The organism is Fibrobacter succinogenes (assembly GCF_902779965.1).
GTDB classification, from domain to species: domain Bacteria; phylum Fibrobacterota; class Fibrobacteria; order Fibrobacterales; family Fibrobacteraceae; genus Fibrobacter; species Fibrobacter succinogenes_F.
In genome coordinates, this window is the sequence record NZ_CACZDK010000017.1 from 179,643 (window position 1) to 201,085 (window position 21,443).

A 21,443-nucleotide genomic window follows, 5' to 3' on the forward strand; every position below is an offset into this window, starting at 1 on the left:
AAGATCATGAATACACTTATAAGAAACTTTGTCCAGTCGGTACTTTTCTCCGCCCTTGTATCCTTGTCCCTGGCCGACGAGCCCGAGCAAATCAGCCAGCCGAGGTATGATGATCATGACGTTCATTACGGCCTTCCGGGATGGGAAACGGATATGGACTATGCCGGCAATAGCGCCGTGCTTCCGCAACAGGGAGCGTTCCTTCATGTCTCGCTGAAAAACCCCCGCTATACGTCGCTGAAAATGAAGTACGCGGGCGAGGAATACGACGAGGTTACCGTGACCAGCACGGGACGCGTGTATTTCGGACATTTGCCCGATGGTTACGATGTCTCGGAAGAGGCCCGCGGACGGATACCCTATTTCGACCCGAACTCGAAACCGATGCGGCCCGTGCCAGGTTCATCTGACGTGCGTGTGCGTTGGAAGAACTTCTTCCCCGAAACCGGCTATGCCGTTTTGGAAATAGGTCCTTTCAGAATAGACGGGTTTGACAACAATGTGTCGTATCAGGTATTCCTGTATACCGATGGCGAAATCCAGTTCCAGCCGTGGGTGAACTGGGGGGCGAATGCCGCGTATACGTTCTACCAGCAATATGAACATCCTCTACTGGATCGTTTGTATTCCCGTAATATTGTAAATCCGGTCCTCTACAATGGCGGTCATTTGATAAGGTCCGATTACAAGATCATGACTCGCTCTACTGCGGAACCGATCCTGTATAACGGGCAGTTGCGCCCGGGGTGGATTGCCAAGTCGTTCGAAGGCAAGAACGTCATCTTCAATCAGGGAACGTCCGGTGTCGAGGTGTATTTCGGTACGGAAAACGCGGCCGGTGGCCTCTTTGCCTACGACCATTCCCGTGAACACCCCATTGTCGGGAGTTTCAACTATGTGTCCGTGGAGGCGTATTCGATTTCCTATGGAACGGGCAATACGGCCGAGAGTGCTGTTCCTGTATTCTTCTGGTATTTCGGTACGGATAACGGGGACTTGATAAAGGATGCGCATACCGCCAACTATCCCTATTTCCGTGATGGTTTCCATCTTGAACAGCGTTGGCCGGTTGTTGCTCAGGAAAACTTGTACAGGGATGGATATTACCGTCCGACTGTTGCTGCGGGTGATTCTGTTCCGTATCAGAACAAGTTCGGTTACTCCAATAGCCATGCCGTGATTTGGCCCGCTGCCTATATGGATTCCTGGAGGGTTCGTACTGACGGCCGCCTTCCGGAAACGAAGGCCGTTGCGTTCAAGTTCCAGACCTGGGACGTCGCAAAGAATCGAGCGATTGTTTTCAGGACTATCAAGTATGGCCTGCGCCAGTCGCGTTCCGTGCAGTTCCTGCCTCCGGTAACGCATACGCTCTCTTTCGCGTCTGACGGTCTTAGCTACATGAAGGGTGTCAATTTCAGCGGAAAGCTCCCGTACGAATTCGTTGACGGAGCTAGCCTTTCCGCCAAGATTGTTCCCGCCCCGGGCGATACGATTGAGGAAGTCTTGCTTAACAATGTCTCGTTCTATAGGTTGGACGGTACTGTTCCGCAGAATGTGAATGTAGTCCCTGTCGGTGACGGTACTGTGGACGTGAATCTTACCGACCTGACTTTTGATGTACACGTGACCGTAAGTTCCAAGAAATGCGGTACCAGGGTTTTGCCTGCAGTTAATCCGTCCTACGTTAAGACCGAGGTGTTCATCGATCCCACGGATGCGTCGAGAAAGCTTGAATCGTACGCGGTGAAGGATGGTCTTGGCCGAGTTGTTCAGACACAGACTAATCTCGGTAACGGAAATTTCAACGTGAACGCAACATATCTGGACGACTTCGATAATGTCGAGTTTGCCCCGTTGTCGTATCTTTCTCCCAAGAACTCGTTTGCCTATGAGGACATGTACTGCAAGCAGTGCATAGTGAAATCCTCGGCTTATTACAATGGCGACGACGACTTGGACAAACAGCAGGCCTTTGGTGTCCCGTATGCCAAGGAAGACCGTCATTACGGAGAGGCCAACGGCGTGACTAATGACGTTTCCGGCTTGGCAGAAGCATCGTATGCTTTGAGCCAGAATTCCGCAATGCAGTGGGTCATTCCGCTGAAGACTCCTGATGTTTCTAATTTCGTCGTTGAAAATCAGCTCGAGGCCGATGTTCTGACGGAAAAATATCATACAGCGCAGAAGAATATAGTCGATGATAATTCCAGTGTTGAAAACTGGACCGAATATAACTACAAGCTTGTCGTGAACCGTTCGGCTGAGGGCGTGTTTACTCAGGAAATATATGATGCTAACGGCAATATCTTGTATGTTTGGGCCAAGTCCGGCGACCATGTTGTAATCTCGAGGACGAATTACAATGCGGACAACCAGGTTGTGTCCACGGATATTTCTGTGGATAACAGCCCGTACATCCTGGCAACGACCTATACCTACGATGCTGTTGGTCGCGTCAAGACTGTTACGACGCCCGACAAGGGAACTGTCGTAAGTATGTATGATGCTGATGGCAATATGCGTTTCACTCGTGGCGCACGTCAGCAAGCTTTATCCGAGAAACTAGGTTGTAGCGGCAATTACTTCTCCACGGTTGAGTATGATGCTAAAGGTAGGGTGACGAAGACCGGTGAAGTTCATTGTGGGCATTCTTTTTCGGATTCTGTTACTGCCGTTCCTGATAGCAAGTTGTATATTCTTTCGGAGAAGTTTTACGGAAAGCCGACTGTAGCTGAACTTTTGTCCACGCATGTGACAACTGATACGGACCTGTTGCAGAATATCCTCGATTCGATGGAAGGGATTCTTCCGAATGACGTGGGTGCGGTTGTGTCCTATGATGGTAGCCGTGTGCGTTCCGATGCGATGATTAGGGCGAATAGTCTCAAGATGTCCTCATACAATCGTCTAGGGCAAAAAGTCAAGCAATGGACTATCTATGGCGTAGATGGAGCTCCTGCAACGCAGGCGTCCTTTAGCTACAATACATCTGGTGAACTATTCTCCACAGAGACCGCAGAATGGAAAAATGGTTCATGGAGTAGAATTTCTAATTTGGTTAATGATTATGATGAATTAGGTCGATTGAAATCGGTTCTTGAAAATGGTGATAGTCTTATGCGAGTTGACTATACTGTAGCAGGGACTCTCTTGAAAAAAGTGTTCTTTGATAAAGGTAGCCTTGTTTACAACATGACTTATGCAAAGGATATTTATGGTCGTACAACTCGCGTAGATTACAAAGACGCTTCTGATAAGATTTTGTATTCTGAAACAGCGATGTATCCATCAGTTGTCTCTAGTCGTCTCGCCATTGCGCAGCACGTATGGGATGGCTTCAGTTCTATCGAAAGTTACACATATGATAAGCAGGGGCATCTTACTGGCTATGAGTCTGATAATGCTTTGATTGGTAGTGGGGCCTATGGTTATGATGGACTTGGTCGGCTTACGTCAAAGCAGGAGGGCGATACCTCGGTTTCCTATATTTACAATAATGCCCTGTTTAGGCCGTTGGCAATGAATGTGAATGGCGGGGCTACAACCGCATATTATGTTTATGATCCGTCAGGTAATGTGTGGATTGACAAAAATTCCAAGAACACATATACGATAAATGCACTTGGGCTTCCGAGTAAGGTGAGATTGTTCTCCGATGAACCTGTGGTTACGTTTGATCAAGTCAATAGCATGGATAATCTCAATGGTGAAATCGGTCATACGGACATGGCTTACGACGAGGGGGGGGTGCGAATCTGGACAAAGTTTGTCGTTGGCGCACCGTTCCACAAAACTGAAGTGACGTATCCGGGAGTCGGTCAATATACGTATTCTGGTCAGTATCGTTCGGATAATCTTGAACTTACTCGCATTGAACTACTTGGTGGCGGATTCCGTATGGGATTGAACGGAGAGGCTTTGTTCCCGATTAAGGATTTACAGGGAAGTATTCGCGGTTATGTGAATAAGTCCGGTCTCAGGAGTGCCTTTGGATATCGTCCTTACGGAACAACTGTTGCTCTTGGTCGTTACAATTCTGATAGCGATGAACGTTGGCAGGGTAAGAAGTTTGATGAGGAACATGACAAGTACTATTTCGGTGCTCGTTATTATGACCCGTTCTTCGGAATGTGGATGAGTCCGGATCCTGCAGGACAGTTTGCGAATCCGTATAGCTATGGTGGCGACCCTCTGAACTACATTGACCCGACAGGCATGTGGGCTCTTGGTCTAGGTCTTGTTATTGGCTACGATAGTAATCATGGTTGGAGTATTGGTGTAGGGGCTGCTGCTGAAATTGGTGATATTGGCATTGATGCATCCTTCAGTTTCAATCAGGATGGTTCAAAGTCTTTCAATTTAAGCGCGAATGCTAGCATTCCTGTGTTCAATACTGGTTTGTGGCTGAATGCGGGGCTTGGCTTCAACTTGAATTCCTATACGGGAGCTTCGTTCAGTCGTAGTGCCGGTGTATGCTATGGTGCTTCTAGCGCTGCTTGCGCTGGTGTGGAAGTTGGACAGGGCTTCAGCTGGGATCGTAGCGGTGGATTTAACGGCATGACTGTCTATGCGGAAGCCTATGTGACTTATGCGGGAGTACGAACCTCTGTTGGCTATGAACACGGATTCTTCGGTGCTGAAGGACGCGGCTTGTATGCTGGAATAGGCGGCTATGGCCTGCATGCGGAATTGTCGCAGAATGGAGGTGCTAGTTGGGGATTTAGTAAGCAGTTTAATGCGTTGAAATATGAAAGAAGGGAATCGATGGATTATACAAACATTGATTTGCTTGGATTTAATGTGTTTTTTGAAACCGATTTATGGGTTGATGGAATGTGGACTGATGACGAGAATTTGAGATATCATTTGAATCATATTCCTAATGATAACGATGACAAGTTGTTTTCATTTGGTGCTCATGGAAATCAATATGTACTTGGTGCTACGGTGGAAGGCAAAACTATAATGACCCCTGAAGAATTTGCAAAAAGATTAAAAAATAAGGAATTCTACTATAAAGGGGAAGCGACAATTAAATTGTATTCATGTGAAACGGGTAAGGGTGGAAAAAACTCATTTGCACAGAAATTAGCTAATGAAATGGGAGTTACCGTAATTGCTCCTACGACAAAAGTTCATTTTAAAGATGTGGGTGATGGTAAAAGTTCAGCTACGCTCAAAAATCATGGAAAATGGAAAACTTTTAAGCCTCAACCTGTAAAAAAATAAGTTATGGAACACATCCATCCTAAATAAAAATTGAATCGAATAAAACCGCCGTTTTGATGTGAACCCCGAAAGTTGGACACAACTTTCGGGGTTTTCATGTATAAGAAACACACAGAAAATGAATGGACAGCCGCTCTAGAGCTTTACCAAAAGTATTATGGGCCAGCACAAATTTCTAGACAGACAGGAATACCAAAACGCCAGATTGAGCGAAGAATCCAGCAATATCGCGACACGGGAGTGTGGCTGGTCGAAAGGAAGCCTTATACCAGGTCCACGCCTGCATTGAAACGGATGGCTGTTGACGCAGTGCTCAAGCATAGACTATCTTATGGCGAAACCACCATAAGATACGGCATAAGCTTCAGCTGCCTGCAATCCTGGCTTCGCAAGTTCAGGCACGGCGGCCAAGAAGAACTTTTCGCCACAAGACCCAAAGGCAGGCCACCACAAATGGGACGTCCCAAGAAAGCTAGGAAGGAACCTCAGACAGAACTTGAAAAGGCTTTGAGGGAGCTCGAACTGCTCCGAGCCGAGAACGCCCTGTTAAAAAAAGTGAAAGCCTTAGTCGAGGAAAGAATCGCCCAAGAACAAGGGAATGGGCGATAGCCATCAACGAACTAAGGCAGGAATTTAGGCTTGAGGATCTCCTGACCCTCAAGGGTATGGCTCGTTCCACCTTTTTCTACCACCTGCATCAAAAGCCGGACCGCTACGCGGAGGAACGCAAGCGGATTAGAACTTTGCATGCCCTGCACAAGGGTCGCTACGGCTATCGCCGCATAACCGCCCAGCTGAGGAACGAAGGCTTCAAGATCAACCGTAAGACAGTGTACAGGCTCATGCGGGAACTCGGCCTGAAGAACGTGCGGAGGAAATGCAGGTACCGTTCCTACAAGGGCGAGGTCGGCAAGACGGCTCCAAACAGGCTCAAGCGCAACTTCAACACGAAGGCGCCCAACAGGAAGTGGACTACCGACGTGACGCAGATAAACATCGGAGCGGACAAGTGCTACCTGTCGCCAATATTCGACATGTACAACGGAGAAATCGTCAGCTACACAATATTGGACCATCCGGACCTGAAGATGGTCATGGACATGCTCGACAAGGCCTACGCCAAAGGGTATAAATGGAAGCGGCTGATACTCTACTCCGACCAGTGCTGGCACTACCAACATGCGAACTATCAGGCATCCCTGAAGGAACACTGGATCATCCAGAGCATGAGCCGCAAGGGCAACTGCCTGGACAACGCCATGATGGAGAACTTCTTCGGGATAATGAAGTCGGAACTACTCTATCCGAATACCTTCAGGGACATGAACCACTTCAAGCAGGAACTGAGAAAATATATCGAATACTATAATAACGACCGGATAAAACTGCGTCTAAAAGGAATGAGCCCGGTACAATACTGGACTCATAACTCAATTTTATCCTAACTTTAAACCGTTCAACTTTTTGGGGTCAGTTCATTTTTGTTATGAATGCGGCATTTTTTTTGAAAATTCCAAAATTATGGGTGCTGATGCCGCTAGGGCGAAATTTTACATTGCTGCACAGTCTGCTGTCCTAGAATCCCCGGCGGGAAAAGGCTTAGTTGACCGTGTGACTCGGCATCGTCTGGAGGGGCAAACGGCTTCTGAAGCCAAATGTCAAGCGGGATTGAGCGGAACAGGTTAGGCCTGAGGGCCGTAACGAAACAGGAAAAGCCGAGCGACTTGAGTTTCAACTCCCTTCGATTGCTGTCCGAAACTTCCTTGAATTCCTTCAACAGGAGCATTGATATCATGGACGCATAGACCTGTATTTCCACGGCGTTCTGGGTGGTCCCCATGAAGGACTCGATTTCTATGTTCTGCTTCAGCGACTTGAATAAATTCTCCACCTCCCAGCGGGCCTTGTACAGCAGCACAACCGTTGATGCAGCCAGCGTGAACGAGTTTGTAAGGAACCGCATGTCCGTTTCCTTTCCGCGCACGAGGACTTTTGCCGTGACCAGCCGCAACTCGCTGCATTCCTTGCCGTCCTGGTTATGGAAAAAGACGTTCTGGTCGGAAACTAGCCCGTCAACATCGGGATGCCTGTATTCCTCCTTTACCTCGTACACCATGTTCTTCTTAAGCCGCGTGACGAAAATGAGCTTCATGTCCGACATTTTTCGGAACCGGTCGAAACAGACGTAACCCCGGTCCATGAGCACGATCGAGCCAGAGAGCAGTTTCCATGCGAGGTCGTCCAGCATTCTCTCGAATACGGGGGCGTCATGCTCGCATCCTGCCGTCACCTGCACGACGGATGGAATCAGCCCGTCATGGTCCAGCAGCGTGTGGGCCTTGGCCGCCCATTTCCTGTGGTGGAACTTCGCCCAGTCGAAAAGCGACAGGCAGAGCGGTATGACGGTGGAATCGATGCTGAACACCTTCCTCTTCAGCCTGTTCGGCTTGTGCTTGCCGTACAGTTTTTTCGAAAGCGTTGACGCATACGCTTCGAAGAACTCGCGGAATATCTCTGACGGACGATGGGCAAGGCAGTAGCCCAGATTTGAGCGCGATGGGACTCGTTCGATGCCGAGGTTCGGGAGAGACCCCCCGATCGTTTCCAGAGTCTTGACGGTGGGTTTCAACGAGTCCGACCTTGCAAGGCAGGCGAAAATCATGGTCGCAAGCAGGCTCCGGCAGGAAATCCCCTTGGCCCCGCGGTCTCCCTCGTACTTGTTCACGATGCTGTCGAACAGTTTCCAGTTCAGCAACTGTAGCACTTGTGTGAAAATTTGTGTATATTTAGGCATGTCGGTGTTTTTGTGTTTTTTTTCGCTAATAAAAAATTTTAGCAAAAACAACCGACACTTTTTATTTTTTACATTGTCTCTAGCTGTTTAGGACAACTGTGGTTATGGAAATAAAATGATAAAAAAAATGTTTTTTTTTGTAGCGATTTTTGTTTTTGTGGCTTGTAAAAATGATTTAAAAATAGATCATTTTGTGGATGAACGTGATGGAAACGATTATGAGATTGTTCAGATTGGCGATCGATTTTGGATGGCGGAAAACTTGAATTATAAAATGGATTCAAGTTGGTGTTATGATAATGAAGAAAAAAATTGTCAAAAATTTGGTCGCTTGTATCAATGGCGTGAGGCTATTAGTGCTTGCCCAGATGGTTGGATGTTGCCATCGTTTGATGATTTCTTTAGTCTCGTAAATTATGTTGACAGCGTTATGAATGGGAAAAAAAATGTTTTGGAAAGAGAATGTACATGGGCTTGTGGTCAATTAAGTGTTTCTGCAGGAAAATATTTAAAAACACAAGCAGAATGGATTGGATTAGGAAATGGAACTGATTTATTTGGTTTTTCCGCAAAACCCGCGGGATTCTTAAGTCAAGGTGATACTCAGAATCACTTTACTTGGATGAACGAAAAAACATTTTATTGGTCAACGAAAATTTCTGATTATGAAAAGAATCCTTTTATATTTCTGTTATCTAGTGATGATGTTGTTGATTTCTACTCTGTTTCCCCTCGTTCAGGAGTTTCAATACGCTGTGTAAAGTCAAAAATTTAGAAGCAATCTACGAAAATTGCGGTGGCGATCATTGTGCTCCAATTATAACGAAAATATATGCAGAATGATACATCGCTTGGTATGCTGGCTGGAAATAAGTAAAGGATTTGATTTTTTTTATAATAGTCAATTGTATATTCTAATGACGAACTGGTAAAGGCATCTTCTTCACAAGATGCCCTTTCTTTTTACTTTATTTTTCTAAATCTGTCTCCATGAACTTTATACGTAAGTACGAGTTGGTTCTTATTTGACTAGTAGTGTCAAGAATACCGAAATTCGCGACCTTCTGCAGGGAATGGCGGTTCAGTATGGCTTGATTCGAACGTCTCAATTGACATCACTTAGTCCTTTTTATATATTCAAAACATGGGACTTTACGTCAATCCAAACAATGTAAACTTCCAAGAGGCGCTGGATTCTCCCATCTACGTGGACAAGTCCATGCTTATCGCTGAAATTAACCGCCTTGTGCGCACAACGAAAAAATTCGTGTGCGTTTCCCGTTCGCGCCGTTTCGGGAAGACCATGGCGGGCAACATGCTCTGTGCCTACTTCAGCAAGGGGTGTGACAGTCGCGAGCTGTTCGCGAATTTGAAGATTGCGAAAGATCCCGGCTTCGAGAAATACCTGAACAAACTGAATGTCATCAAGTTGGATGTAAATGCGTTCTACTCAAAATATGGCCTCAATGCTGATTTGGTTTCCCTGTTTTCTGCCAGCATTCGAGCTGAGTTAAAGGATGCGTTCCCATCGGTGCTCATTCCCGATGACGAGCCGTTGGCGGGCTGTCTCGAAAAAATCTATGCATTCACGAACGAACAGTTGTACTTGGCGTATGACCGTAAGGAACTGCAGTGTTACATCCCTAATCGCGAGGTGCGTGATCAGTGGATTCTTTCGGTTCAGCAGTCGCCCGATTACAAGGGCCTGATGGAATTGGTGAATGCATCGAAGTTGCTTGTTGAAAACACCATCGAAGGAAATGCTGAAGTTGTCGGGACCGCCCTAAACAAGTCCGATATGGAACGGTGAATTTTTATGCAAGAACTTTTAGTGATTATTGGAATTATGGACGGCCAAGAATATATCATATGAGTGGGTCTATGGAAAATGAAGCAGATATTTATGCTGGAATAACTAATTATACGTATGAAAACCATCCGGGGTACTAATGAAACCGATTTGCTTGTTTTTGCTTTTTCTTGTTTTGACAAGTTGTAAGTATTTTTTGGCTGATGCTTATCATTTTAAGCATGTTGAAATATTTAGTCAAGTTGTTAAATTGAATGAGTTAGAACAAGTAAAGTCGAATTTTTATTTTGGTAATATGCTAGAAAATAAGGATTCGTGTTCAGTATGGCCAGAAATGGATGGCCGAATTAGAACAGTTGCTAGAATTTATGATGCTTGTCATGATACATGTTTGATTGAATGGATTGTTGATTCTAATGTTGTTGATAAAATAAAAATTTTAGAATTTTTTGATAATCCAGATCAGTGAATTGGTAAATTACTTGTGATGTATGATGAAAAAAATTTTATATTCATCCAAAGGGTAATGTATGGAAGTTTGATTTAGATTCTTTAAAAAGAATAGAAAAATAAAAAGAGAATCTATCGAGGTTTTTTATATTTTAAAGGTCTAATTTTAAATTAGGCCTTTTTTGTATAATAGGGAATTCTTTGCTTAATGGAATAATTCAATCATATAAATTACCATACATTTTTCTTACAATTTCTTAAATTCCTTACAAAGGCTTCTTGCTTACAAGAAGTCTTTTCTTTTTACTTTATTTTTCTAAATTTGTCCCCATGATTTTTATACGCAAGTACGAGTTGGTTCTTGCATTGTTGTTTGCTTTGTGCGCAACTGTGCCCGCCCAGACATTTACTCCGCTCCCGATTGCGGATTCCGTTATCGTCAAAAATTTGAATGTCAAGAATACTGAAATTCGAGACCTCTTACAGGGTATGGCGGTTCAGTATGGATTGAATTTATTCTTAGCTCCTGATGTGCGCGGTCCGGTAACGGTCAATTTCAACAACCAGCCGCTTAAGGATGCCTTGCGTTTGCTGTTGCAGTGGAATGGCTACGATTACACGGTCGATGGTGGCACGATTCATGTTCGTAAACACATCGAAAAGGCTCCGGAACCGCCTAAGCCTCCTGAGAAACGTTTCCGTGTCGAAAGCCGCAACAATACTTTGACGATGGATGTCGAAGATGCTCCTTTGGACAAAGTTGTCCGTAAAATTGTCGAGGTCACAGGCAAGAATATTCTGTTGGAACGTGGCGAAAATAAGCATGTGTCGTTCTTTGTGCAAAACATGCCTTTCGAGCGCGCTATTCGTCATGTGGCGGAATCGGCAGAACTGGATTACGAAGAAGATGATGGCGTGATTTCTATAAAGAAGGCTTCGTGGAATTTGGGTAGCAGCCGTCAAGAGAACGGTGGACGTTTCAGGGTGCGCCTGGTGAACGATTCTCTGTTGAACATCGAGGCTATTGATGCTCCATTGGCTTCTCTTGTAAGTGAAGTCTTGGCGCAGACAAAGTTGAACACGATGGTTTACGGAAAAATTGAGGGACATGTGACAGCGCATATTTCTGCGATTCCTATTCGCGATGCGCTCAAATATTTGTTCCGCGGTACGTCCTACACGTTCTGGGAACGCGATGGCGTTTATTTTATCGGCCCTCACGAGATGCAGACTGCGGATAATTCGCTCTTGATTAAGCTCAAGCATTTGCGCGCCGAAGATGTCATTAAGCTTTTGCCCACGACACTTACGAGGAGTACGCAGATTCAGGTGGTCAAGTCGCAGAACGCCTTGATGGCGGTCGGTAACTACGATGTGCTTGATGCGATTTCGCAGTATGTCGATAAGATGGATTTGCCGGTGGCGCAGATTTTGATTGAAGTTCTCGTTGTCGATATGGATATCGAAAAGGGCCACAGTCATGGGCTGAATTTGCTTTTCGGCAAGGCTTCTCAGCATATGGGTTCTGAGAAATTGTTCCCGAGCATTGATCAAACGTTGAACGCAAGGCAAACTCAAAAGATATTTAATGGTCTTGGTTTAGGCGAAATTGTGAGTATCCCGAAGGACATGGTTACAAAGATCAATGCCATGGAACAGGAAAAGATTCTTGACGTGAAGGCTCGCTCCCAAATTGCAACGCTGAATGGCGAAACGGCTGTTCTCACGATTGGTCAAACTCAGTATTACATGATGTCGTCCGAGGTGGATTACAACCAGGGCGATGCGGTTACGTCCAAGACGACACAACGTTTCGAACAAATTGAAGCTAACTCCAATATCACGGTTACGCCTTACGTGACAGGCGAGGGGGAAATCACTTGCGAGATTGTTCCGGATTTCTCGGAACCGGAAGGTAGCTTTAATAGCTCTGTTCCGCCTACGCTCAACAAGCGTTATGTCAAGTCATCTGTGCGTTTGCGCGATGGCGAGACGATTGTGCTTGGCGGCATGGTGAAAGAATCGGTGAACGATGTGTACAACCAGGTTCCGTTCCTTGGCTCAATTCCTGTGCTGGGCTGGTTGTTCAAGAACGTGGAACGTGTGCATAGCAAGAGCCAACTTTTGATTTTTGTGACTCCGCACATTTATTACGGTCATGAGGGCAGCGTCGATATTGCAGACGAAATAGAAAAGGCGAAACAACCGCTTGTGCCGAAGAAAGAAAAAGTGAAAAAGGAAGAACCGGCTAAAGAGCCTGTTGTTGAAGCTCCTGCCGATTCGGTTACCTCTGCAGACGTGACGCCGGTTGAAACTCCCGAAGTCAAAACAGAACAGGTCGAAAAGTAGTGGCTACGTCTCTGGGAAAAATGCTCGATGATGTCACCGGACGATTCTGGTGGGTGCTTGTCGTAAGCGATTTTGCTAATGCGGGCTCTGCCCATATTTTGCGTGTGATGCGCGGGCGTGGGGCTGGTCGTAGTTTTGTCGATTTCTCGTTTTCGGGAACGCTTGCAGAATGTCGCGAATTCCAGGTGAAAAATGGTGGCGGTGCCGATGGAATCTTGCTTGTCGATTGCTGTTCGCCGATAAAGATCGTTTCGGAAGAAGTGGGGACTGTCGCTGATTTCCCCGGTTATAAGGCTGAAAATTTAGATACGGTTGAATCCATCAGTGGTGAATTTTCTGTGGTTGCTTTAAAGAATGCCGTTGAAAATTTTGTTACTGAAGTTGAAAAATGGGGCTTCAAGATTTTGCTCCATGTTCCGTCGGTTCTTGTTGTGGCTGAATTGCTTGATACTTCAAGCGAACAGCCTTGCTTGTTTACGAATTGTAGTGATGACTTTGTCCGTCTGTTGCTTGCTTCTGGCGGTAAAATTGTTGCTGGATACAAGGTGGCAGGGGAGAATACGGAGCGCTTATCAAGCTATGTTCGTGAACATTTCTTTTTGAAAGAAACGGTTGAAGAACTTTTTTCGATGGATCCCGAAACGCTTGCTAAGGCCATTGCTGAAGATGCCTGGCTGTTCCGTACCGATGGCGTGCCTGCGTTCCATACGGCTGTAGATAAGGGGGCTGTTCGCCGAATTCGCGAGGCTGCTTTTTCACGTCGTATTCTAAAATTTTGTCTAGCATTTGTTTCATTGTCTTTTATAGCTCTGTTTGCGTTCCGCATAGGTGCTAGTGTATATATAGACCGCTCGGAATCTAAGATTCAGGGATTCAAAGCTCGCGTGCAAAAACAGAAAGAGCTTTCGCAGGTGCTAGAAAAACTTGAAAATGATAGAGCTGCATCGGAATCGTTCTTGATGCATCGTAGCCATATGGCGACATCACTAAAGAATTTTGTAGCTAATGTTACAGATAACGTTTGGATTACAAGCTGGAACGTATCACGCGGGAATCATTCTGTGCAGGGCTATGCTATTACGCCCGAAGATCTTTCTGATTTTTTGACAACGCTTGAAAAAGAACGGAACCTGGTCAACGTGCGTCTTAAAACGACTGAAAAGACGACTTGGAATAAACTCCAAGTTATAAAGTTTAGCTTGGGCGCGGAGGATGTTCGATGAAGATGTTTCTTTCGCGAAAAAAGTATAGCATCATTGCGATTGTGGCGGTCCTGTTAACATTGTATGCTCTTTTCTGGTTTGTAGTTCCGACTGCAAAGAAAGTTGCAGAATCGTTTTCCATGGCGCGTTCCGAAATTAAAATGTCGGAGTCTATGCAAAATGTTGATGCATCTCCGGATTCTCTGATTGCCGAATACAACAAGGTATCTACGCGCATTAAGAAGTACACGAATGTCCAAGTGACGTCTTCGAAAATCCTTACGTTCGTGCATGAGGTTGCATCGAAATCGGGAATTGTTTTGAACGATTTGTCCACGGGGGAAATGCACACTTCTGAATCAGAAATTGAAATTCCAGTTTCGTTTAAGACAAATGATTCGTTTATCGATGTTCTGAAATTTTTGAAAGAACTTGAAAATGGAATGTTCTGTATCCGCATCGATGATGTAAGCTTGAACCGTGAAGAAAAGGGGAATGTGTCCGCTTCGGTTCGGTTCTCTGTCTTGAGCCGTAATGCAAGTAGTTCTGGCACGGCTGTGGCCCTCAAAAACAGTTCCAGTTTAAGTTTGAAGGACATGCTTTCTTTGCTCCAACCGCAAGAATTTTCGCTTGATAGTTTGCGCGATCCGTTTGGCTTGCCCAAGTCGCTTCTGCCAAAGCCGAAGCCCGCTCCGGTGAAGGTCGCAAAGCCCAAGGAACTTCCGCCGCCCAAAGAACATCCGCCAATTACTCTCGATGCCATTTTGCCGGGGAATAATCCTGTCGCAATCCTCAAATTCCGTGGAGAATCTGCTGTTGTGTGCGTCGGTCAGAAGATTTGGGACGTTACTGTTGTCGCCATCAAGAACGATCGCGTTATTTTGCGCGATGAAATTGGAAAGTTTGAGTTGAAAAATTAGTTTTATTATTCGCATTTTTTCTACATTATCAATGTGAATTCTATGCGTTTATTAAAACTTTATTTCTTGTTTGCTGTCGCCGTGTTCTTCTTCGCCTGTTCCGATGATGACGAAGGCCCGGAATTCATGTTCGACAGGGAAATTTCGGAATATTCTGTTCTTTACGGTTGTGAAACAGGTGGTGCTGATAGCAATTCCTGTTTTAAAATCCGTTACCGCTATCCATATCGTCTTGACGATTATGCGGGGCTGTGCCTTTGGTTCGATACGACAATTGTTAACGACACTTCTAAGGCGGTAAGCGACAAGCAGATTCGGCAAGCTCACGATACGACTAACAAAGAGACTTATTTCCACGAGTACAAGAAGTCGGGCCGTTATTATGACACAATCGATGTGTCTAAAATGGTTGAGCCGTTTATCAAAGACGGTTATGATTCTCTTGAGGTTGCGTTGTTCAGCGAATATACGGATGGAGGCGACCCGGGCGCGGTTCAGCATTTAGTTTTGCATTTTAAGGACAGTTATGCCCCTTCGATTGTTGTGCCTGATGATTCTGTTTGGTCCAATGGTGTACTGCTTTCATGGGATCGCCCCACAGACCAGACGAGTTTCCATACGCTTGGTGCCGGTACCGGAAAAATTTATGGCTACGAGGTTGTTATTTACGCTATTGACCGCCCAGATGAGGATATCCGCGATCTCAAGGTGACTGTTCAAACGCCTGCGGGTTCTGATTATACGGGGGGCACGATTTACAAGCGTAATGCCCAGATTTTCCGTACCAATGATTCCGTGTATGTTAAGGAACTCGGACGAAACGATAAGGACAAGAATTATCTTCGCCTTGTTGTTTTGGATGGTCAGGGGTACGATGCCTCTAATCCGGTGAAAAACCACTTCCGCATGTTAATCGAAGGCCTCCGTACGCGCTCTAATATCGAAAATTACGAGTATAAGGTGGGCTTCTCGTCTTGGGATATCGTAGGTAATAAAAGTGGTTCCCTAGAGGTGAGTCCCAAAAACTGGAAAGGCATCATGACGACGGATTCTATTGCTCCGTTAATGCCAAACAAGATTTTTGTAGAGGAAGATTCTCTGTTCCCAGGATATGCAAAGCTGGACAGCAATAATCGAGTCCGTATCTATTGGAATCGTAGTGTTGACCCGATCACGTTCAAACATGGTATTACGATTGATTCGGAACTTGTTATTCCGAAGGGTTGTTATATTCATGAATGTTATGAGAGTGTCTCGAACTATATTGTCGAGTATTACAATAAATTAGATGGCTCGTGGAAACGTTATTCTTATTCGGATGACGAGAACCGTTATGGAATTCGCTATGGCAGGAATAAAGACGGTAAGTTTAAACTTGATGTCTTGGACACGGGATCTTTTGTGGGCGATACTATTCGCAGAGTTGCTCCTGGAGATACGGTTATTTTGCGAATCTTAGCTGTAGATAGTTCTGGCTATAAATCTAGGACTTTGTGGGATACGATATTTGTTTCGCCGGGTAAGCTTGCTGCCGAACTGAAATGCCCGACGGGCTTTGTAGCTGTTTCTACATCGGATACGACTTCGTTCTGCATGGAACGCTTAGAACATCAAGACGCGAGCGGAAAGTTCGTGACTAACGTTTTGCATTCGGAAGCAGTTGCTGCTTGTGAAGCAATCTCTGCAAGTGGCTTTGAAGTTTCACTTTGCCGCGAACGCGATTGGGAACTTTCTTGTTTGTCGGGGGGATCGCTTTCGTATGGAGTGATTGAAGAAGACGATTCCCAAGCTTCTGATTATTTGTTCCGCATGTGCAATGTGAGCACGAATGATTCAACGATTGCTGCCGATATTGCAAAGCGCGATGCGGGTTGCATGAATCCGATGGGCGTGAGGGATTTGCCTGGCCAGTACCAGGAGTGGGTGATGGGCCGTTCCGAAGATACCGTTGCCGTTCTGAAGGGTTCTAGCTACAAGATTTTCGAAGGCCTTGATCGCGAGTCTATAGCATACTGCACTAACCGAGCTTTCCCGTTCTATACGCGCCCGGCATACACGCAAGATACAGTATATCTTTATCGCGAAGGTACGCATGTCGATACGGTTTATGCTGCTGATACGCTCAGAACGTTGTACCAGATTCTGACGAAGAGTGATTTTAAGGATACGCTCCAGTTCTATGATGTTGTCGATTTCAAGGGTAATGTAATTGGAACGGACTATTCGCTTTATTCCGAGTACAAGAGGGGCGGCAAAGCCTGGCTTGATTCTTTGGCGAATGGACTCACTTACAAGCCGTCTCGCAAGGAAGCCGTGTTCCTCACGGGCGAAAAGCGCTATTATCGCGAAGCCGCTTCGTTCTACAAATCCACTACCATTGGATTCCGCTGCTGCGCGTATAAGAAATAAGTAATTAGAACTTAGAACATTGCTTTATCTCTAAGTTCTAAGAGCGAAGCGGTCTAAGTTCTGCCAACTATAATCTATTATGTCTGACTTTAACGATTTTCTTTCTGTCGCGAAAGACCTTGCTCTCAAGGCTGGCGATCTTTGCCTAGAACTCCAGAACAACCTTGGCGATGTGCGTTACAAGTCTGTCAAAGATGTTGTGACCATTGCCGATGTTAGCAGTGAAAAACTCATTGTCGAAGGTTTGCGAAGCGCTTTCCCGACGCACTCCATCCGCACTGAAGAAGCTGGCGTTATCGAAGGCTCGGACCCGCGCTACCGCTGGATTATCGACCCGGTCGATGGAACTGTGAACTTTAGCCGTGGCATTCCGCTGTGGGGAATCTCAATCGCGCTTCATTTTGAGGGCAGACCGCTGGTGGCGGTCGTTAATTTACCCAAACTCGGAGAGCTTTATTCCGCTGCCAAAGGGCAGGGCGCATTCATGAACGGCAAGCAAATTCATGTGAGCCGTGAATCCAATGCAACGCATGCGATTGTCTCGAACGGAGACTTTAACGTTGGCGATGCTGCAAAAATCAATGCGCAGAATTCCCACAACTTTGCCCGTGAAGCCGAAACCTTCGAACGCGTGAAATGCTTGGGTTCCGCGGTGATTGAAGGTTGCTTTACCGCGTGCGGCCGCATCGACTGCTTTGTGATGACCATGAGCTATCCGTGGGATATCGCGGCTATTGCGCTCCTCGTCGAAGAAGCGGGCGGCAAGTCTACGCACATTGATGGCACACCCATGCAGTTCGTCGATGCGGAACAAGTGATTTTCAGCAACGGACTCTTGCACGACACTCTCGTGAAAACGCTCGCGTAAAGAACTGTTTCACAATATCTTCATGTCACGCCGGCCGCTGAGCCGGCTTTCTTTCTTCAGAGCTGAGGGATTGAAATGGCCAAATTTGCAAAAAAATGATACCAAATCAGTGAAAAAGTACAATTTGGTATCATAAATTTTGAATAAATTAAGCGAAATAAGGCGGAATTCGAGCTGGTTTGCTGAGCTTGTGTTACCAAAATTGAAAAATCTGCTGATTTGGTAACACTTTATATTGTGTTTTATGCAAAATGAATATGAATAAAGTAAAAATAATGGTGCCAAAATTCGAAAAAATTGAAAAATGGTACCATAAAACACCAAAAATCGTACTTTGGTCGCTCAAAAAACATTTTTGCGACGTTATAATACAAAAAATCCCGATTCCGCGACGGAACCGGGACATTTCAATTGCTTTATGCATTAGCCAATAGCTATGAACTAACCACTGTCTACTGCCTACTGTCTACTGCCGAAGGCTACAGCGGAATATTGCCGTGCTTCTTCCAAAGAATGGCCTTCTTCTTGTTCTTCAGGTTTTCGAACGCAGAGACAAGGCGGTCACGAACGCTCTTCGGTTCAATGACTTCGTCAATGAATCCGTTGCCAGCAGCGATATACGGGTTCAAGTACTTTTCTTCGTATTCGTTGATGTACTGTTCGCGGAGCTTGGCCGGTTCAGCAGATGCGGCGATTTCCTTTCTGCGGAGGATATCGACAGCGCCTTCTGCACCCATAACTGCAATCTGAGCAATCGGGAGAGCGAACACGCAGTCTGCACCGAGGTTCTTGCTGTTCATGGCGATGTAAGCGCCACCGTAAGCCTTGCGGAGAATAAGCGTCACACGCGGCACGGTTGCTTCGGCGTAAGCGAACAAGAGCTTTGCACCGTGGCGGATAATGCCGTTGTGTTCCTGCTTCGTGCCCGGCATGTAACCCGGAACGTCTTCCAGCGTAAGGATAGGAATGTTGAAGCTGTCGCAGAAGCGGACAAAGCGTGCTGCCTTGTCGCTAGCGTCCACGTCCAAAGAACCGGCGAGGTACTTCGGCTGGTTAGCGACAACGCCAATCACGTTACCGTCGAGGCGGATAAAGCCAATGACGACGTTCTTTGCAAATTCCGGTTGGATTTCGAGGAAGGAATCCTTGTCGGCAAAGCATTTGAGCACGTCGCGAACGTCATAAGCGCGCTTGAAGTTGTCTGGAATGATTTCTTCGATGTCTGCGGACTTGTCCACGATCGTACCGGCCTGAGCGACAGACTTGTCTGTATTGCTCTGCGGGAGGTACTTGAGCAAGTTACGTACGCCTTCGAGGCATTCCTTGTCGTCCTTATAGACGAAGTGTGCAACGCCGGACTTGGAAGAATGAACGCCTGCGCCACCGAGTTGTTCCGGGGTCACGACTTCAGCAGTCACAGCCTTCACGACAGCCGGGCCCGTGATGAACATCTGGCTCGTCTTTTCGGTCATGAAGATAAAGTCTGTGATAGCGGGGGAGTAGCATGCACCACCTGCGCAGGGTCCGAGAATCACGGAAATCTGCGGAATCACGCCGCTTGCCCAAGTGTTACGTGCAAAAATGCCGCTGTAACCGTCGAGGGAGCTAACGCCTTCTTCGATACGGGCGCCACCGCCATCGTTGATGCTGATGAACGGCACCATGGAATCAAGGGCGAGGTCCATCACGTGGCAAATCTTCTTGGCGTGAGCAGAACCGAGAGAACCGCCGCTCACCGTGAAGTCCTGGGAACAGGCGTAAACCGGGCGGCCATTGATCTTGCCGTAACCCGTCACGACACCGTCGCCGTAAATGCGCTTGGATTCCGGGAGCTCGATGCTCTGGGAAAGGCGCATGGCGCCGATTTCCTTGAACGTGCCCTTGTCAAAAAGGATTTCAAGGCGTTCACGAGCAGTGAGCTTGCCCTGGGAGTGCTGCTTTTCTACACGAGCGGCGCCGCCACCGGCCTGAGCCTTGGCGTTGCGTTCGCTCAACTTTTCTAAATACGATTTATCCCACATAGTATTCCTGTGTGTAGCGATTACTTTTGAATGCGCTTGATAAGGTTGGTAAGGACTTCGCCGGGGCCAAGTTCCTTAAATTCGGTGGCACCGTCTGCAATCATGTTCTTGACCGTCTGTGTCCAACGGACGGGGGAGGTGAGCTGAGTGAGAAGGTTAGCCTTAATTTCGTTCGGATCCGTGTGCGGCTTGGCGTCCACGTTCTGGTAGACCGGGCAGACCGGAGTCGAAAATTCAGTTTCTTCGATAGCCTTTGCAAGTTCTGCACGGGCGCTTTCCATGAGCGGGGAGTGGAATGCACCACCGACCTGCAGCGGAACGACGCGCTTTACTTTACCGGTGAGGTAAGCGGCAACTTCGTCAATGCCTGCCTTTTCGCCAGAGATAACGACCTGTCCCGGGCTATTGAAGTTTGCTGGAACAACGGCTGCGTCCTTGACCTGTGCGCAAGCTTCTTCGACGAGTTCATCAGAACCGCCGAGAACAGCGGCCATCGTGCCCGGGCGGAGTTCGCAAGCCTTCTGCATGGCTTCTGCACGCTTTGCAACGAGCTTAAGGCCTGCTTCGAACGTGATGGCGCCCGTAGCGGTAAGTGCAGAAAATTCGCCGAGCGAGTGCCCAGCGGCCATGTCCGGCTTACCACCTTGAACCTTAGCCATAGCTACAGAAAGCAGGAACACTGCCGGCTGCGTGACTTTCGTCTGCTTGAGGTCTTCTGCGGTGCCATTGAACATTATGTCAGTAATGTTGAAGCCGAGAATTTCGTTTGCCTTTAAGAACATCGACTTGACGTCGGCGTTCGACTCGAATAAATCTTTGCCCATTCCTGGGAACTGAGAGCCCTGACCGGGAAATACGTATGAAATCATGGCTCAAATTTAGTAAATAATGTTTCTCTAAACCGTATATATATACTACAGAAAACATACTTTTTGAAAAAGTTTACAATACAGATAACAATTTTGTGAAACTATTTAATATAGGCGAGTTGCGTGTTTACCATTTATCCTTGAAAACTGCATTTTGTACGTTTTTTGTGAAAAAGGCAATTTACGAAAGAATATTTTTCTATCTTTGTGCTAAAATTTTATCAAAAGAGGATACAATAATATGGCTAACGAAGAAATCAAGAGCAAACTCAAGGCATTCTTTATGTCCGATCTCGGCGTAGATGGTGATGTCCTGAACTACGATACTCCGCTTTTCGGCGAAGAAATCGGTCTTGACTCCGTGGATTCCCTTGAAATCATCTCCTTCGTCGATGACAACTTCGGCGTTTCTATGACTGGCGTTGCTAAGGAAAACTTCCAGAGCATCGATACCATCGCCGCTTTCATTGAAAAGAACAAGGCTTAATCAAGCCTTTTTATTTGAGTAATGTTTGGAAAATC

The 21,443-nt window shown here is 46.4% G+C and carries 15 protein-coding genes; 12 read left to right on the forward strand and 3 right to left on the reverse strand.

Annotation, left to right across the window (positions count from 1 at the left end; all coding sequences use genetic code 11):
- Positions 1-6 precede the first annotated feature (6 nt).
- From HUF13_RS09510 to HUF13_RS09520, 3 genes are all read left to right on the forward strand, one after another.
- Positions 7-5,229, forward strand: a complete 5,223-nt coding sequence (locus tag HUF13_RS09510) for an RHS repeat domain-containing protein (protein WP_173474897.1) — start codon at positions 7-9, stop codon at positions 5,227-5,229.
- 96 nt (positions 5,230-5,325) lie between these two features.
- A complete protein-coding gene (locus HUF13_RS09515; RefSeq protein ID WP_173474898.1) occupies positions 5,326-5,838 on the forward strand; it encodes a helix-turn-helix domain-containing protein in 513 nt (170 codons plus the stop codon).
- A complete protein-coding gene (locus tag HUF13_RS09520) occupies positions 5,835-6,674 on the forward strand; it encodes an IS3 family transposase (protein WP_304039042.1) in 840 nt (279 codons plus the stop codon). Before HUF13_RS09515 ends, HUF13_RS09520 begins: the two co-directional genes overlap by 4 nt.
- 92 nt (positions 6,675-6,766) lie before the next feature.
- On the opposite strand, the gene HUF13_RS09525 is transcribed toward HUF13_RS09520, so the two are convergent.
- Complete coding sequence (locus tag HUF13_RS09525; protein WP_304039033.1) at positions 6,767-8,023, reverse strand: IS4 family transposase; 1,257 nt, start codon at positions 8,021-8,023, stop codon at positions 6,767-6,769.
- Positions 8,024-8,138: 115 nt separating this feature from the next.
- On the opposite strand from HUF13_RS09525, the gene HUF13_RS09530 reads away from it, so the two are divergent.
- From HUF13_RS09530 to HUF13_RS09565, 8 genes are all read left to right on the forward strand, one after another.
- Positions 8,139-8,798 (forward strand): FISUMP domain-containing protein, encoded by a 660-nt coding sequence (locus HUF13_RS09530; protein ID WP_173474900.1) that lies wholly within the window; start codon positions 8,139-8,141, stop codon positions 8,796-8,798.
- Positions 8,799-9,167: 369 nt separating this feature from the next.
- Positions 9,168-9,833: an AAA family ATPase gene (locus HUF13_RS09535; protein WP_173474901.1), complete on the forward strand. Its 666-nt coding sequence runs from the start codon at positions 9,168-9,170 to the stop codon at positions 9,831-9,833.
- A gap of 139 nt (positions 9,834-9,972) precedes the next feature.
- A complete protein-coding gene (locus tag HUF13_RS09540) occupies positions 9,973-10,302 on the forward strand; it encodes a hypothetical protein (protein ID WP_173474902.1) in 330 nt (109 codons plus the stop codon).
- A 311-nt stretch (positions 10,303-10,613) separates the two neighbouring features.
- The gene (locus HUF13_RS09545) at positions 10,614-12,632 is read left to right on the forward strand and encodes a secretin and TonB N-terminal domain-containing protein (protein WP_173474903.1); all 2,019 of its coding nucleotides are present in this window, start codon (positions 10,614-10,616) and stop codon (positions 12,630-12,632) included.
- Positions 12,632-13,855: a PilN domain-containing protein gene (locus HUF13_RS09550; protein WP_173474904.1), complete on the forward strand. Its 1,224-nt coding sequence runs from the start codon at positions 12,632-12,634 to the stop codon at positions 13,853-13,855. The genes HUF13_RS09545 and HUF13_RS09550 overlap by 1 nt, the downstream gene beginning before the upstream one ends.
- Positions 13,852-14,754: a GspMb/PilO family protein gene (locus tag HUF13_RS09555; RefSeq protein ID WP_173474905.1), complete on the forward strand. Its 903-nt coding sequence runs from the start codon at positions 13,852-13,854 to the stop codon at positions 14,752-14,754. The genes HUF13_RS09550 and HUF13_RS09555 overlap by 4 nt, the downstream gene beginning before the upstream one ends.
- 42 nt (positions 14,755-14,796) lie before the next feature.
- Positions 14,797-17,163: a hypothetical protein gene (locus HUF13_RS09560; RefSeq protein WP_304039035.1), complete on the forward strand. Its 2,367-nt coding sequence runs from the start codon at positions 14,797-14,799 to the stop codon at positions 17,161-17,163.
- A 79-nt stretch (positions 17,164-17,242) separates the two neighbouring features.
- Positions 17,243-18,031, forward strand: a complete 789-nt coding sequence (locus HUF13_RS09565; RefSeq protein WP_173474907.1) for an inositol monophosphatase family protein — start codon at positions 17,243-17,245, stop codon at positions 18,029-18,031.
- A gap of 479 nt (positions 18,032-18,510) precedes the next feature.
- On the opposite strand, the gene HUF13_RS09570 is transcribed toward HUF13_RS09565, so the two are convergent.
- Both HUF13_RS09570 and fabD read right to left on the reverse strand, forming a co-directional pair.
- The gene (locus HUF13_RS09570) at positions 18,511-20,052 is read right to left on the reverse strand and encodes an acyl-CoA carboxylase subunit beta (RefSeq protein WP_173474908.1); all 1,542 of its coding nucleotides are present in this window, start codon (positions 20,050-20,052) and stop codon (positions 18,511-18,513) included.
- A gap of 20 nt (positions 20,053-20,072) precedes the next feature.
- On the reverse strand, positions 20,073-20,921 hold the full coding sequence (fabD, locus tag HUF13_RS09575) for an ACP S-malonyltransferase (protein ID WP_173474909.1): 849 nt from the start codon (positions 20,919-20,921) through the stop codon (positions 20,073-20,075).
- A 241-nt stretch (positions 20,922-21,162) separates the two neighbouring features.
- On the opposite strand from fabD, the gene HUF13_RS09580 reads away from it, so the two are divergent.
- Positions 21,163-21,408: an acyl carrier protein gene (locus HUF13_RS09580; RefSeq protein WP_014544921.1), complete on the forward strand. Its 246-nt coding sequence runs from the start codon at positions 21,163-21,165 to the stop codon at positions 21,406-21,408.
- Positions 21,409-21,443: the final 35 nt, after the last annotated feature.